General features: G+C 65.9%; 18 protein-coding genes. 15 read left to right on the top strand and 3 right to left on the bottom strand.

Annotation, left to right across the window (positions count from 1 at the left end):
- Window positions 1–2: 2 nt before the first annotated feature.
- A complete protein-coding gene (lplT, locus tag VA613_RS08690) occupies window positions 3–1,220 on the bottom strand; it encodes a lysophospholipid transporter LplT (RefSeq protein ID WP_324778706.1) in 1,218 nt (405 codons plus the stop codon).
- A 159-nt stretch (window positions 1,221–1,379) separates the two neighbouring features.
- Between lplT and VA613_RS08685 the strand changes: the two genes are divergently transcribed.
- Together VA613_RS08685 and VA613_RS08680 are read left to right on the top strand one after the other, a co-directional pair.
- Window positions 1,380–2,324, top strand: coding sequence for a LysR family transcriptional regulator (locus VA613_RS08685; protein ID WP_324778705.1), 945 nt, complete (start codon window positions 1,380–1,382; stop codon window positions 2,322–2,324).
- Complete coding sequence (locus tag VA613_RS08680; protein WP_324778704.1) at window positions 2,324–2,692, top strand: hypothetical protein; 369 nt, start codon at window positions 2,324–2,326, stop codon at window positions 2,690–2,692. Before VA613_RS08685 ends, VA613_RS08680 begins: the two co-directional genes overlap by 1 nt.
- A gap of 12 nt (window positions 2,693–2,704) precedes the next feature.
- Here the strand turns inward: VA613_RS08680 and VA613_RS08675 are convergent, their stop codons facing one another.
- Together VA613_RS08675 and VA613_RS08670 are read right to left on the bottom strand one after the other, a co-directional pair.
- Window positions 2,705–3,013 (bottom strand): putative signal transducing protein, encoded by a 309-nt coding sequence (locus VA613_RS08675; protein WP_324778703.1) that lies wholly within the window; start codon window positions 3,011–3,013, stop codon window positions 2,705–2,707.
- Window positions 3,014–3,029: 16 nt separating this feature from the next.
- Window positions 3,030–3,440 (bottom strand): Fur family transcriptional regulator, encoded by a 411-nt coding sequence (locus VA613_RS08670; protein WP_324778702.1) that lies wholly within the window; start codon window positions 3,438–3,440, stop codon window positions 3,030–3,032.
- Window positions 3,441–3,592: 152 nt separating this feature from the next.
- On the opposite strand from VA613_RS08670, the gene hisD reads away from it, so the two are divergent.
- The 13 genes from hisD to VA613_RS08605 all read left to right on the top strand — a co-directional run bounded on the left by hisD (window position 3,593) and on the right by VA613_RS08605 (window position 12,864).
- Window positions 3,593–4,897 carry a histidinol dehydrogenase gene (hisD, locus tag VA613_RS08665; protein WP_324778701.1) on the top strand — a complete coding sequence of 435 codons (1,305 nt, stop codon included), beginning with the start codon at window positions 3,593–3,595 and terminating at the stop codon, window positions 4,895–4,897.
- 10 nt (window positions 4,898–4,907) lie between these two features.
- Window positions 4,908–5,966 (top strand): histidinol-phosphate transaminase, encoded by a 1,059-nt coding sequence (hisC, locus tag VA613_RS08660; RefSeq protein WP_324778700.1) that lies wholly within the window; start codon window positions 4,908–4,910, stop codon window positions 5,964–5,966.
- 50 nt (window positions 5,967–6,016) lie between these two features.
- Window positions 6,017–6,604: an imidazoleglycerol-phosphate dehydratase HisB gene (hisB, locus tag VA613_RS08655; protein ID WP_324778699.1), complete on the top strand. Its 588-nt coding sequence runs from the start codon at window positions 6,017–6,019 to the stop codon at window positions 6,602–6,604.
- Window positions 6,605–6,632: 28 nt separating this feature from the next.
- Entirely contained in the window at window positions 6,633–7,319 is a 687-nt protein-coding gene (gene hisH / locus VA613_RS08650; protein WP_324778698.1) for an imidazole glycerol phosphate synthase subunit HisH, read from the top strand.
- 18 nt (window positions 7,320–7,337) lie between these two features.
- Window positions 7,338–8,093: a 1-(5-phosphoribosyl)-5-[(5-phosphoribosylamino)methylideneamino]imidazole-4-carboxamide isomerase gene (gene hisA / locus VA613_RS08645; protein WP_324778697.1), complete on the top strand. Its 756-nt coding sequence runs from the start codon at window positions 7,338–7,340 to the stop codon at window positions 8,091–8,093.
- Between the two features lie 18 nt (window positions 8,094–8,111).
- On the top strand, window positions 8,112–8,867 hold the full coding sequence (gene hisF, locus VA613_RS08640; RefSeq protein WP_324778696.1) for an imidazole glycerol phosphate synthase subunit HisF: 756 nt from the start codon (window positions 8,112–8,114) through the stop codon (window positions 8,865–8,867).
- On the top strand, window positions 8,864–9,247 hold the full coding sequence (gene hisI / locus VA613_RS08635) for a phosphoribosyl-AMP cyclohydrolase (protein WP_324778695.1): 384 nt from the start codon (window positions 8,864–8,866) through the stop codon (window positions 9,245–9,247). Before hisF ends, hisI begins: the two co-directional genes overlap by 4 nt.
- Window positions 9,244–9,561: a phosphoribosyl-ATP diphosphatase gene (locus VA613_RS08630; protein WP_324778694.1), complete on the top strand. Its 318-nt coding sequence runs from the start codon at window positions 9,244–9,246 to the stop codon at window positions 9,559–9,561. The genes hisI and VA613_RS08630 overlap by 4 nt, the downstream gene beginning before the upstream one ends.
- The gene (locus VA613_RS08625) at window positions 9,554–9,892 is read left to right on the top strand and encodes a histidine triad nucleotide-binding protein (RefSeq protein WP_324778693.1); all 339 of its coding nucleotides are present in this window, start codon (window positions 9,554–9,556) and stop codon (window positions 9,890–9,892) included. The genes VA613_RS08630 and VA613_RS08625 overlap by 8 nt, the downstream gene beginning before the upstream one ends.
- Window positions 9,893–9,910: 18 nt before the next feature.
- Window positions 9,911–10,123 (top strand): Sec-independent protein translocase subunit TatA, encoded by a 213-nt coding sequence (gene tatA, locus VA613_RS08620; protein ID WP_324778692.1) that lies wholly within the window; start codon window positions 9,911–9,913, stop codon window positions 10,121–10,123.
- A 79-nt stretch (window positions 10,124–10,202) separates the two neighbouring features.
- Window positions 10,203–10,691 (top strand): Sec-independent protein translocase protein TatB, encoded by a 489-nt coding sequence (tatB, locus tag VA613_RS08615; RefSeq protein WP_324778691.1) that lies wholly within the window; start codon window positions 10,203–10,205, stop codon window positions 10,689–10,691.
- Window positions 10,688–11,512 (top strand): twin-arginine translocase subunit TatC, encoded by an 825-nt coding sequence (gene tatC, locus VA613_RS08610; protein ID WP_324778690.1) that lies wholly within the window; start codon window positions 10,688–10,690, stop codon window positions 11,510–11,512. The genes tatB and tatC overlap by 4 nt, the downstream gene beginning before the upstream one ends.
- A gap of 149 nt (window positions 11,513–11,661) precedes the next feature.
- Window positions 11,662–12,864 carry an ammonium transporter gene (locus tag VA613_RS08605; protein WP_324778689.1) on the top strand — a complete coding sequence of 401 codons (1,203 nt, stop codon included), beginning with the start codon at window positions 11,662–11,664 and terminating at the stop codon, window positions 12,862–12,864.
- The last annotated feature ends 4 nt before the right edge of the window (window positions 12,865–12,868 follow it).

Below are 12,868 nucleotides of genomic sequence, written 5' to 3'. Positions count from 1 at the left end.
TTTCAGTGCACCACGTCGTTGCGGTGTTTGAGCCAGATCGCGGTCATCACCGCGCTGATGAAGAGGCCGAATACCCAGATGATGGTGTGGATGTGCCAGTCGGCCCGCACCATCAGTGCGTAGGCGCCGGTCAGCATCAGGATGCTGATGTTCTCGTTGAAATTCTGCTGCGCGATCGAGTGCCCCGCGCCCATCAGCAGGTGCCCGCGATGCTGCAGCAGGGCATTCATCGGCACCACGAAATAGCCTGCCAGCACTCCGGCTAGCGTGAGCAGCAACACCGCGGGAACCACGCTTTGCACCCAGATCAGCGCGATCGGCACGAAGCCGAGCAGGATGCCGGCGGGCAGCACGCTGATGGCGCGCTGCAGGCGAACGAACTTGCCGGCGAGGACCGAGCCGATGGCGATGCCGAGCGCGGACGCGGCGGTCATCTGGGTCGCCTGATCGAGCCCGTACTTCAGGTTCAGCGCCGCCCACGCGATGATGAGCAGGCGCAGTGTGGCGCCGACGCCCCAGAACAGGGTGGTCACGGCGAGCGAGACCTGGCCGAGCGGATCGCGCCACAGCAGCCGGAAGCTGTGGCCGAAGTCATGCAGGATGTAGAGCGGCGACTTGTTCGGCAGCGTGTGGTCGATGGGCAGGCGCGGGATCAGCAGGTTGATCAGCGCGGCGCCCAGGTACAGGCTCGTGATCGCCACGATGGCGAACTTGGGCGCGATCAGCACGTTCTTCAATTCGATCCAGACGAGGATCTCCTCGGCCAGATGGGGGTTGATGAGCGCGCCGCCGATGATGGCGCCGAGCACGATGGCCGCGACCGTCGTTCCTTCCATCCAGCTGTTGGCGACGACCAGCCGCTCAGGCGGCAGCAGCTCGGTGAGGATTCCATACTTGGCCGGCGAGTACATGGCTGCGCCGATGCCGACGACCGCGTACGCCAGCAGCGGGTGCAGCCCGCCCAGCATGGCGAGGCAACCGACGAACTTGACCGTGTTGGCGACGAGCATGACCCGACCCTTGGGCAGTGCATCGGCAAACGGGCCGACCAATGGCGCCAGCACGATGTAGGCGATGACGAAAACCGTCTGCAGCAGCGGCGAATACCACTCGGGCGCCGCAAAGAAGACCAGCAGGCCGATCGCGGCGAACAGCAGGGCGTTGTCCGCCAACGCGGACAGGAACTGCGCCAGCAGGATGGTGTAAAACGCGCGATTCAAGGAACGAGACGGGGCTAGGGCCGGCGCAATGCCATCGCAGGCGGCCGGCGCCGTATGCCCGCGGGCCCGGAAACTGCGGCGTGATCGTGATGGGAGGTTTTCAACACGGACGGGTTTGTGGTTGAATAAAAATCTTTTCTGACCCAGGGGCGGGACTTAATGGCCGACCGCAGACTTCAAGTATTCTACACCGTCGCCAAGCAGCTCAGCTTCACCAAAGCCGCGGATATTCTCTACATGACGCAGCCGGCGGTGACGTTCCAGGTCAAGCAGCTTGAGGAGCATTTCAATACGCGGCTGTTCGAGCGCAGCCACGGCAAGATTTCGCTGACGCCGGCGGGCGATCTGGTGCTGGGCTATGCCGAGCGCATTCTTGCGATGACGGGGGAGATGGAGGCGCGCGTCGGCGAGCTGACCGGGCAGGTGACCGGCCCCCTGATGATCGGGGCCTCGACGACGATTGCCGAATACCAGCTGCCGCGCATCCTCGGCGAATTCAAGGAGCGTTTCCCGCAGGTCCAGGCGCGGTTGACCGTCGCCAACTCCGAGACCGTGGCGGCGAAGGTGGCCGACCATTCGCTCGATGTCGGCCTGATCGAGGCGCCGTCGCACAATCCCCACCTGACCACGCTGGCCTGCTGCGAGGACGAGCTGGTCATGATCTGCTCGCCGCAGCACGCGCTGGCCTCGCGTTCGACCGTCGGCGCACGCGACATCGTCGAGCAGCCCTACGTGTCGCGTGAACACGGGTCCGGCACGCGCGAGGTGGTCGACGACTTCTTCAAGAGCAACGGGGTCAATCCCGACGACCTCCATATCGAGATGGAGCTGGGCAGCCGTGAGGCGATCAAGGGCGCGGTCGAGGCAGGACTGGGCGTCGCCATCATGTCCGCCTCCACCGTGACCAAGGAGATCCAGCTCGGCACGCTGGTCGCCGTCCCCCTGCATCCCCGCCTCACGCGGGAGCTGTCGATGGTCTATGCGCCGGAGAAATTCCGCAGCAAGCTGCTCGATGCCTTCATCAGCTTCGTCGAGAGCAAGTTCCAGCAGTGCGGCATCGAATCCGCCCCGGTGAAGCGCTCGCACAAGGGGCGCGGCCGCTGATGCGGGAAAGCAAGCGGCTCGTCCAGATATTCCGTTCGCTGTCCGCGGCCCGGCAGCAGGCCTTGCTCGACTACGCGGAGTTCCTCGCCGGCAAGGAGAACGCCGAAACCGCGGCGGCGCCGCCGGCCGAGCCGCTGTCGATTCCCCGCCCCGCGGAGGAAAACGTCGTCAAGGCGATCCAGCGCCTGATGCAGACGTATCCGATGCTGGAGCGCAACGAGATCTTCCACGAAGCCTCGGCGCAGATGACGCGCCACCTGGTTCACGGCGTCGCCGCGGTCGAGGCGATCGACGAGCTGGAGCGGATCTTTGCCCGCCAGTACCAGCGGCATCTCGAGGCGCTGAACAAGGATCTGCTATTGCCCTGACCGGGCGGCGACTCAGTCGGGCAGCGCCTGCCCGCAGTGCCAGCAGCTGAGAAAATTCCCCGGGTTCGGCTCGCCGCAGCGGGCGCAGACTCTTTCAGGACCCGTCGGTACCGCGCGAAGGGCGGCCAGCACCGCGCTGGCGCGTGTGGCCAATGCGTCGTCGTCGACCCAGACTTCGGGTTGTGCCTGCGCGAACGGCAGTTCGCCCAGCGCGCCGGCGGCGTGGGCATTGAGGATGCGGCTCGCAATGCCCAGGCTCGACAGGGCGTCGACGGCCAGTTGGGCGTCGAGCAGCGTGGGGGCGACATGGACCCGTGTCATCGACGGGTGGCGGGAATCAGGCCTTGCGGCGAACGCGCACGATGAGGTCGATCCCTTCGGTCACCATGCCCTCGGGAAGCGGCGGCAGTCCGCTGATCTGCACGTGCTCGGCGTCGATGTCCGACAGGTGGCCGGTGTCGACCTCGTAGAGATGGTGGTGCGGGCTGGTATTGGGGTCGAAGAACACCTTGCTGGGGTCGACGATGACTTCGCGCACCAGACCCTTCTCGAGGAAGAGCTTGAGCGTGTTGTACACGGTCGCCTTGGAGGTTTCCGAATGGCGCGTGTTGACGATCGCCATGACCTGGTCGGCCGAGAGGTGCTCCTGGCGCGAGAACAGTGCGTGCGCGATCTCGATCCGCTGGTGGGTCGGATTGATGTCGTGGCTGCGCAGCAGGCTGGCCATGTTGTCGCGCGTGTAATGCATGCGCTTTATGATAATCAGCAATCTGGACTTTGTCTAACATCCGGAACAGGTATGAAACCGGCCTCCAAGCCCTTGCACAGGCGCGGGAAAACGTCAAAAGCCGGTACAATTCGAACCTGTCCCTTGAATCCAGCTTTTTTTGCAGGAAACCCGTGGTTACGCTCACCCGCCTCGATAGCGAGCAGCCTGATTTCCAGGCTCGCCTCACCCGCCTGTTGCAGTTCGACGACGCCGTCGACGCGTCCATCGAACAGACGGTCGCGGCCATCCTGCACGACGTGAAGACGCGCGGCGATGCCGCCGTGCTCGAATACACCGAACGCTTCGACCGGCTGCCGGCCGCCTCGCTGGCAAGCCTGGAACTCGGTGCCGCCGAGCTCAGGGCTGCGCTCGATGGCCTGCCAGCGGAAACACGCGCGGCGCTCGAGGCGGCCGCCGAGCGGGTGCGGCGCTATCACGAGAAGCAGGTGCAGGGCTCGTGGACCTATACCGAGGACGACGGCACCGTGCTGGGCCAGCAGGTCACCCCGCTCGACCGGGTCGGCCTCTACGTGCCCGGCGGCAAGGCGGCCTACCCGTCCTCGGTGCTGATGAACGCGATCCCGGCCAAGGTCGCCGGCGTCGGCGAACTCATCATGGTGGTGCCGACGCCGGGCGGCGAGAAGAATCAGTTGGTGCTCGCCGCGGCGGCGATCGCCGGCGTCGACCGCGTATTCACCATCGGCGGCGCGCAGGCCGTCGCGGCGCTGGCCTACGGCACCGCGACGGTGCCGCAGGTCGACAAGATCGTCGGCCCCGGCAATGCCTACGTCGCCGCGGCCAAGCGCCGCGTGTTCGGCACCGTCGGCATCGACATGATCGCCGGGCCATCCGAGATCCTTGTCATCGCCGACGGCAGCACGCCGGCCGAGTGGGTGGCGATGGACCTGTTCTCGCAGGCCGAGCACGACGAACTGGCGCAGTCGATCCTGCTGTCGCCCGACGCGGCCTATCTCGACGCCGTCGCGGCGGCGATCGACAAGCTGATCGACGAGATGCCGCGCAGCGAGGTGATCCGCACCTCGCTCACCAATCGCGGTGCACTGATCAGGACGCGCGACCTCGACGACGCAGCGGCGATCTGCAACACCATCGCCCCCGAGCACCTGGAAGTGTCGGTGGCAGACCCCGAGGCGCTGCTGCCCAAGCTGCGCCACGCCGGCGCGATCTTCATGGGCAAGCACACCTGCGAGGCGCTGGGCGACTACTGCGCCGGCCCGAACCACGTGCTGCCGACCTCGCGCACGGCCCGCTTCTCGTCGCCGCTTGGCGTCTACGACTTCCAGAAGCGCAGCAGCCTGATCCAGGTCTCCGCGGCCGGCGCGCAGACGCTGGGGCGGATCGCCGCCACGCTCGCCTACGGCGAGGGCCTGCAGGCGCACGCGCGCTCCGCCGAATACCGCCTGACGCACAAGTGAGCCGCTGCGCATGAGCCGATACTGGAGCGCCGTGGTCCACGGCCTCACGCCCTACGTGCCGGGCGAGCAGCCCAAGCTCGCGAACCTGGTCAAGCTCAACACCAACGAGAATCCCTACGGCCCGAGCCCGAAGGTGATCGAGGCGGTGCGCGCCGAGGCCGCGGACACGCTGCGCCTGTACCCGGACCCCAATTCGGACCGCCTGCGCGCGGGCATCGCCGCCTACCACGGCGTGACGCCCGAGCAGGTGTTCGTCGGCAACGGCTCCGATGAGGTGCTCGCGCACGCCTTCATGGCGCTGCTGAAGCACGAGCGGGCGATCCTGTTTCCCGACATCACCTACAGCTTCTACCCCGTCTACTGCGGACTGTACGAGATCGGGCACCGCGCAGTTCCGCTGACCGAGTCGTTCGAGATCCGGGTCGACGACTACCTGACGCCCAACGGCGGCATCATCTTCCCCAACCCGAATGCGCCGACCGGGCGCCTGCTCGCGCTCGGCGAGATCGAGCGCCTGCTTGCGGGCAATCCGGACTCGGTGGTGGTGATCGACGAGGCCTACATCGATTTCGGTGGTGACTCGGCGGTGGGCCTGGTTGCGCGTTATCCGCAGCTCCTGGTGACGCGCACGCTGTCGAAGTCGCATGCGCTCGCCGGGCTGCGAGTCGGCTATGCGATCGGCCAGCCGCATCTCGTCGAGGCATTGAACCGCGTCAAGGACAGCTTCAATTCCTACCCGCTCGACCGCTTCGCGCAGGCCGGCGCGCTGGCGTCGATCGAAGACCGCGCGTATTTCGAATCCATCTGCGCGAAGGTCGTGCGGACGCGCACGCGCCTGGTCGAGGAAATGGAGGCGCTCGGCTTCGAGGTGCTGCCCTCGGGCGCCAACTTCATCTTCGCGCGTCATCCGGCGCAAGACGGGGCGGCGCTGGCCGCCGCACTGCGCGACCGCAGCATCATCGTGCGCCATTTCCGCAACCCGGCCCGCATCGCGCCCTTCCTGCGCGTCACGGTCGGTACGGACGCGCAGTGCGACGCGCTGGTGGCCGCCTTGAAAGCCCTGTGCTGAAAAAGACACCGGCCTGCTAGAATCCCTTTACCGTCTCACGATACGACGTCATGCGTACCGCCCAAGTCAGCCGCAACACCCTCGAAACCCGGATCACGGTCAGCCTCAACCTCGACGGCACGGGGTCGGCGAAACTCGCGACCGGCGTGCCCTTCCTCGACCACATGCTCGACCAGATCGCGCGCCACGGCCTGATCGACCTCGACATCACGGCTGAGGGTGATCTTCACATCGACGCCCACCACACCGTCGAGGACACCGGGATTACGCTGGGGCAGGCCTTCGCCAAGGCGCTCGGCGACAAGAAGGGCATCCGCCGCTACGGCCACGCCTACGTGCCGCTCGACGAGGCGCTGTCGCGCGTGGTGATCGACCTCTCCGGCCGCCCCGGCCTCGAGTACCACGTCGACTACACCCGCGCGCGCATCGGCGAGTTCGACGTCGACCTCTTCCTCGAATTCTTCCGCGGCTTCGTCAACCACGCCGCGGTGACGCTGCACATCGACAACCTGCGCGGCATCAACGCCCACCACCAGGCCGAGACCATCTTCAAGGCCTTCGGCCGCGCGCTGCGCATGGCGGTGGAAGCCGACCCGCGCATGGGCGACGTGCTGCCCTCCACCAAGGGTGCACTATGATCGCAACGCGGATCATGGAGGGAGTGCGGTGAGCGTCGATATCGCCGTCATCGACTACGGCATGGGCAACCTGCGCTCGGTGTCCAAGGCCATCGAGCACGTCGCGCCGTCGGCGAGCGCCGTCGTCACGTCCGACCCGGCCGTGATCGCCGGGGCCGGCCGCGTGGTATTCCCGGGGCAGGGCGCCGCACCGGACTGCATGCGCGAAATCGACGCGCGCGGGCTGCGCCAGGTCATCGTCGACGCCGCCCGGAGCAAGCCCTTCCTCGGCATCTGCATGGGCATGCAGGTGCTGTTCGAGCACAGCGAGGAAGGCGACACCGCCTGCCTCGGCATCCTGCAGGGCACGGTCCAGCGCTTTCCGCAGGAGGCGATGCACGACGACAAGGGCGGCAAGCTCAAGGTGCCGCACATGGGCTGGAACAACGTCCACCAGGCGATGCCGCATCCGCTGTGGGTGGGCATCGAAGAGGGCGAGCGCTTCTACTTCGTCCACAGCTACTTCGTGCAGCCGACCGCGCCCGACGTGATCGCCGGCTTCTCCCACTACCCGTTTCCGTTCACCTGCGCCGTGGCGTCGGGCAACATCTTCGCCGTCCAGTTCCATCCGGAAAAGAGCCAGAACGCCGGGCTGGCCCTGCTGGGCAATTTCGTCACCTGGAATCCGGGCGAGCATGCCTCCGCCTGCGATATGTCCGGCGCAGCCTGCGCCTAATCCTGCTTTCGTACGACCATGCTGATCATCCCCGCTATCGACCTCAAAGACGGCCACTGCGTGCGCCTGGAACAGGGCGAAATGGCCAAGGCCACGGTGTTCTCCGAGGACCCCGCCGCCACCGCGCGCCACTGGAAGGCGCAGGGCGCACGGCGCCTGCACCTGGTCGACCTGAACGGCGCGTTCGCCGGCAAGCCGGTCAACGATGCGGCGATCCGTTCCATCGTCGACGCGGTGGGCGACGAAATGCCGGTGCAGCTCGGCGGCGGCATCCGCGACCTCGCCACCATCGAGCGCTACCTCGACGACGGCGTGCGCTACGTCATCATCGGCACTGCCGCCGTGAAGAACCCCGGCTTCCTGCACGAGGCCTGCGACGCCTTTCCCGGCCACGTCATGGTCGGGCTCGACGCCAAGGACGGCAAGGTCGCCGTCGAGGGCTGGTCCAAGCTCACCGGCCATGACGTCATCGATCTGGCCAAGCGCTTCGAAGGGTATGGCGTCGAGGCCGTCATCTACACCGACATCGGCCGCGACGGCATGCTCACCGGCGTCAACGTCGAGGCCACCCAGCGTCTGGCGCAGGCGCTGTCGATCCCGGTTATCGCCAGCGGCGGCGTCACCAACCTCGACGACGTCCGTGCGCTATCCGCGGTGGCCAAGGACGGCATCATCGGCGCGATCACCGGTCGCGCCATCTACCAGGGCACGCTCGATTTCGCCGCGGCGCAGAAGCTCGCCGACGAGCTGGCGGGCGGCGTGTTCGGCGTCTGATCTGAACTGAAGGCGACCATGCTCGCAAAACGCATCATCCCCTGCCTCGATGTGACCAACGGTCGCGTCGTCAAGGGCGTCAACTTCGTCGAACTGAAGGACGCCGGCGATCCGGTCGAGATCGCGCGCCGCTACAACGAGGCCGGCGCCGACGAGCTGACCTTCCTCGACATCACCGCCAGTTCCGACAACCGCGACCTGATCCTGCACATCATCGAGGCGGTCGCGTCCGAGGTCTTCATCCCGCTCACGGTCGGCGGCGGCGTGCGGGCGGTCGGCGATGTGCAGCGCCTGCTCAACGCCGGTGCCGACAAGGTCAGCATCAACACCTCGGCTGTCGTCAACCCGCAGCTGGTGAAGGACGCGTCCGACCGCTACGGCAGCCAATGCATCGTGGTCGCGATCGACGCCAAGCGCGTCGGCGACCAGTGGGAGGTGTTCACCCACGGCGGCCGCAAGGCGACCGGTCTCGACGCGATCGAATGGGCGAAGAAGATGGAACGCCTCGGCGCGGGGGAACTGCTGCTGACCTCGATGGACCGCGACGGCACCAAGAGCGGCTTCGACCTCGAACTGACGCGCGCGATTTCCGACGCGGTCGACATCCCGATCATCGCCAGTGGCGGCGTCGGCAACCTGCAGCACCTCGTCGACGGGGTGAAGGAGGGCCGCGCGGACGCGGTGCTCGCCGCGAGCATCTTCCACTTCGGCGAATACGGCATCGACGAGGCGAAGAAATACATGAAGCAGCACGGCATCGAGGTGCGCCTGTGAGCGAATGGCTCGACGCCGTGAAGTGGGATGCGCAGGGACTCGTCCCGGCCATCGCGCAGGATGCCGCCACGGGTGAAATCCTGATGGTGGCGTGGATGAACCGTGAGGCGCTCGAAGAAACGGCGCGCACCGGGCGCGGCGTCTATTTCTCGCGTTCACGCGGCAAGCTATGGCGCAAGGGCGAGGAGTCGGGGCATTTCCAGAATGTGAGCGAAATCCGCCTCGACTGCGACAGCGACGTGGTGCTCTTGAAGATCGAGCAGGTGGGCGGCATCGCCTGCCATACCGGGCGCCGCTCGTGCTTCTTCCAGAAGCTCGAGAACGGGCGCTGGGTGACGACCGCGCCGGTGCTGAAGCATCCCGACGAGATCTACAAATGAGCGACATCCTCGACCGCCTCGCCGAGACGCTGGAAGCGCGCAAGCAGGCCTCGCCCGACAGTTCCTACGTGGCGAAGCTGTACGCCAAGGGCACCGACGCGATCCTGAAGAAGATCGGCGAGGAGGCGACCGAAACCGTGATGGCGGCCAAGGACGGGCAGGCCGAAAAGATCATCTACGAAGTCGCCGATTTGTGGTTTCATACCTGTGTGCTGCTGGCGCACAAAGGTCTGAAGCCGGCTGACGTGCTGAACGAGCTGGCCCGTCGCGAGGGACTGTCCGGACTGGTCGAGAAGGCGAATCGAAATGAGTGACTGCATTTTCTGCAAGATCGTCGCCGGAGAGATCCCGAGCAGCAAGGTCTACGAAGATGACGAAGTGCTCGCGTTCCACGACATCCACCCGTTCGCGCGCGTACACTTCCTGATTATCCCGAAGGCGCATGTGGCCTCGCTGGCGGACTGTGCGCCCGAGCATGAACGGCTGCTGGGCAGGATGCTCCTGCTGGCGCCGCGCCTGGCAAAGGAGCAGGGGCTGGACAGCGGGTTCAAGACCCTCATCAACACCGGGCGGGGCGGCGGGCAGGAAGTATTCCACGTCCACATCCACGTATTTGGCGGCGGCGACCCCGTGCGCCGCAGTTAACGCAAGAGGAGAATCAACATGGGCAGCTTTAGCATCTGGCATTGGCTGATCGTCCTGGTCATCGTGATGATGATTTTCGGCACCAAGAAGCTGCGCAACATCGGCAGCGACCTTGGCGGCGCGGTCAAGGGATTCAAGGAAGGCATGCGGGAAGACACGCCGAAGCTCAACGAAAAGAGCGAAGGCGGGCATACCATCGATGCCGAGGTGAAGGACAAGCAGCAGTCCTGACGGGACGGGCGGAGCGGCGAGGGCGCCTCGGGCATCCTGCGTCTGCCTCGCCGGCCCGGCATTTCCGTGCGCCCTTCCTATGTTCGATATCGGATTTTCTGAACTGGTCGTCATCGGCGTCGTCGCGCTGATCGTCATCGGCCCCGAGCGGCTACCCAAGGTGGCCCGCACGGCCGGGCATCTCTACGGCCGTCTGCAGCGCTACGTCTCGACGGTGAAGGCGGACATCAGCCGCGAGGTCGAACTCGACGAGCTCCGTCGCGCCGGCCAGAGCTTCAAGGAGTCGATCGAGTCGGCGGCGTCGGGCGTCCAGCAGCAGGCGACGGTGGTCGACGACTATCTCCGCGACGAATTCGCCTCCGTGAAGGCTGCGGTGACGGAGCACGCATCAAGCGAAACGCCAGGGGAGGCCGAGCTGCCGCCCGGCGGCGGCGAGCCGCAAATTGCGGCGCCCCCGCAGACGCTCCAGCAGTGCCTGCCGCTGGATGAACCCGATCAGAATGCCGGCCGCACGCCGCACGGCACCGGCGAGGTAGCCCGCAGCCAGGCCACGGACAAGCCCGCATGAGCGAAGTCGAAGAATCCTTCATCTCGCACCTGATCGAAATGCGCGACCGGCTGCTGCGCGCCGTGGCAGCCGTCGTCGTCGTCTTCATCTGCCTGTTCCCCTGGGCGAAGGACATCTATGGCCTGCTCGCGAGCCCCTTGCTGGCGGCATTGCCGAAGGGCGGGCAGATGATCGCCACCGAGATCACCACGCCGTTCTTCGTGCCGATGAAGGTCACGCTGATGGCGGCCTTCCTGATCACGTTGCCGTGGGTCTTCTACCAGGCGTGGGCATTCGTCGCGCCTGGCCTCTACCAGCATGAAAAGCGCTTTGCCGTGCCGCTCGTGGTCGCGAGCGTGATTCTCTTCCTGACGGGAATGTCCTTTGCCTATTTCCTCGTCTTTCCGCTGGTTTTTCACTTCATCGTCAGCGTCACTCCGGCTGGCGTGGCGATGATGACCGACATCGGCAAATATCTCGACTTCGTGCTGACCATGTTCATGGCGTTCGGAATCACGTTCGAGGTCCCCATCGCGGTCGTGCTGCTGGTGAAGATGGGCATGGTGTCGGTCGCCAAGTTGCGCGAGATCCGCCCCTACGTCATCGTCGGCGCCTTCGTCGTCGGCGCGATCTTCACCCCGCCCGACGTGGTTTCGCAATTCATGCTGGCGACGCCGCTCTGGCTCTTGTATGAGTTGGGGATCCTCGTGGCGGCGGCCATCACCAAGCCGGTACCCGCAACCGCGGCCGACTATGTCCCCATGAGCGATGCGGACATGGACCACGAATTCGATCGCATCGAGGCCGAGCAGGGCAGCATAGGCAACGGCGAAGCCAAATGATGCACTGAGGCGGTGCGCCCACCCCGGCGCATGCACCGCCATGGTGCGGCGCGCCAGCCTGATGCACCAGCCTTGCTCCGCGAATCAAGGACTTGCCGCGATGGAACGTTGTTTGCTTTGACAAGGCGACGTTTGCTCGGAGGCAAGGGATGGAAGCGTTGAAATCAGGCAGTGACGTATTGTTCGTCTTGCTGGGCGGCATCATGGTGCTCGCCATGCATGCGGGGTTCGCGTTCCTGGAGCTCGGCACGGTTCGCAAGAAGAACCAAGTCAATGCGCTGGTGAAGATCCTCACCGACTTCTCGGTTTCCACCATCGCCTATTTCTTCATCGGCTACAGCATCGCCTACGGCGTCAATTTCTTCACCGGCGCGCAGACCCTTTCCGCCCACAATGGCTATGCGCTGGTCAAGTTCTTCTTCCTGCTCACCTTTGCGGCCGCGATCCCCGCCATCGTCTCGGGCGGCATCGCCGAGCGCGCGCGCTTCAACCCGCAGCTCGCCGCGACCTTCATGCTGGTCGGCCTGGTGTATCCCTTCTACGAGGGGATCGTATGGAACGGCAACTACGGCATCCAGGAATGGCTTGCGGGCATGACCGGCGCCAGGTTCCACGATTTTGCCGGCTCCGTCGTGGTGCATGCGGTGGGCGGATGGATCGCCCTCCCCGCGGTCCTGCTGCTCGGCGCGCGCCGGGGGCGCTATACGCGGGATGGCCTGATGTCCGCCCATCCGCCCTCGAACATTCCGTTCCTGGCGCTGGGCGCCTGGATCCTGACCGTGGGCTGGTTCGGCTTCAACGTGATGTCGGCGCAGATGATCGAGGCGGTGTCGGGCCTGGTGGCCGTCAATTCGCTGATGGCGATGGTGGGCGGCACGCTGGCCGCGCTGGTGATCGGGCGCAACGACCCGGGCTTCATCCACAACGGTCCCTTGGCCGGGCTGGTCGCCGTGTGTGCGGGCTCCGACCTGATGCATCCGCTCGGTGCGCTGGCGACCGGCGCGATTGCCGGGACGCTGTTCGTGTGGATGTTCATGGTCACGCAGAACAAGTGGAAGATCGACGACGTGCTCGGGGTCTGGCCGCTTCACGGTCTGTGCGGGGCGTGGGGCGGCATTGCGGCCGGCATCTTCGGCGCCAGGGCGCTCGGTGGGATCGGCGGGGTGAGCCTGGCCGCGCAAGTTGTCGGCACCTTGGGCGGCCTCGTCATCGCGGCGGGCGGCAGCTTCGTCGTGTACGGGCTGCTGAAGCGTTTCGTCGGCCTGCGGCTTGACCCCGAAGAGGAGTACAACGGTGCCGACCTCAGCATCCACAAGGTGTCCGCCACCGCCGAACGCGAGACCAACTGGTAGGCGC

The organism is Thiobacillus sp. SCUT-2 (genome assembly GCF_035621355.1).
Taxonomy (GTDB): Bacteria; Pseudomonadota; Gammaproteobacteria; order Burkholderiales; family Thiobacillaceae; genus Thiobacillus; species Thiobacillus sedimenti.
Note: the sequence above shows the minus strand (reverse complement) of the source record. Positions and strands in the feature narration are given on the sequence as shown.